The 271-nt window shown below is 47.2% G+C and carries 1 protein-coding gene; it reads left to right on the top strand.

The window, feature by feature from the left end:
• Window positions 1-265 (top strand): hypothetical protein (locus AC0L3U_RS39445; RefSeq protein WP_473365129.1); only part of this gene is annotated, 265 nt, incomplete at its 5' end.
• Window positions 266-271 lie beyond the last annotated feature (6 nt).

Genomic DNA, 271 nt, shown 5'->3' with positions numbered 1-271 from the left:
AAATGAAGGAAGTTTTGCGGGGCTAGTGGCTAAAGGAGGTTCCCTTTGTGGCTTAGTCAATAAGTTGACCATTTTGCGAAGGTTGCATTATAGGCATGTTAATTTGAGTTTTGTGTGCCATTTTGTTGACGTTCCTTGTTCTGTCACCCGGCGGTGGGATGTGATTTGGAGTGTAGGAACAAATGTCAGAATTTTCCTGTTTGAGGGGAAAAGGTTTTTTGGCGGGGGGGCGGTAAGAGGGGACGCTGAGGGGCTAAATGCTTGAAGCGGC

It is taken from the genome of Bradyrhizobium sp. Kon69, assembly GCF_055807515.1.
The sequence above is the reverse complement of the archived record's forward strand: the minus strand, read 5'-3'. Positions and strand labels throughout refer to the sequence as shown.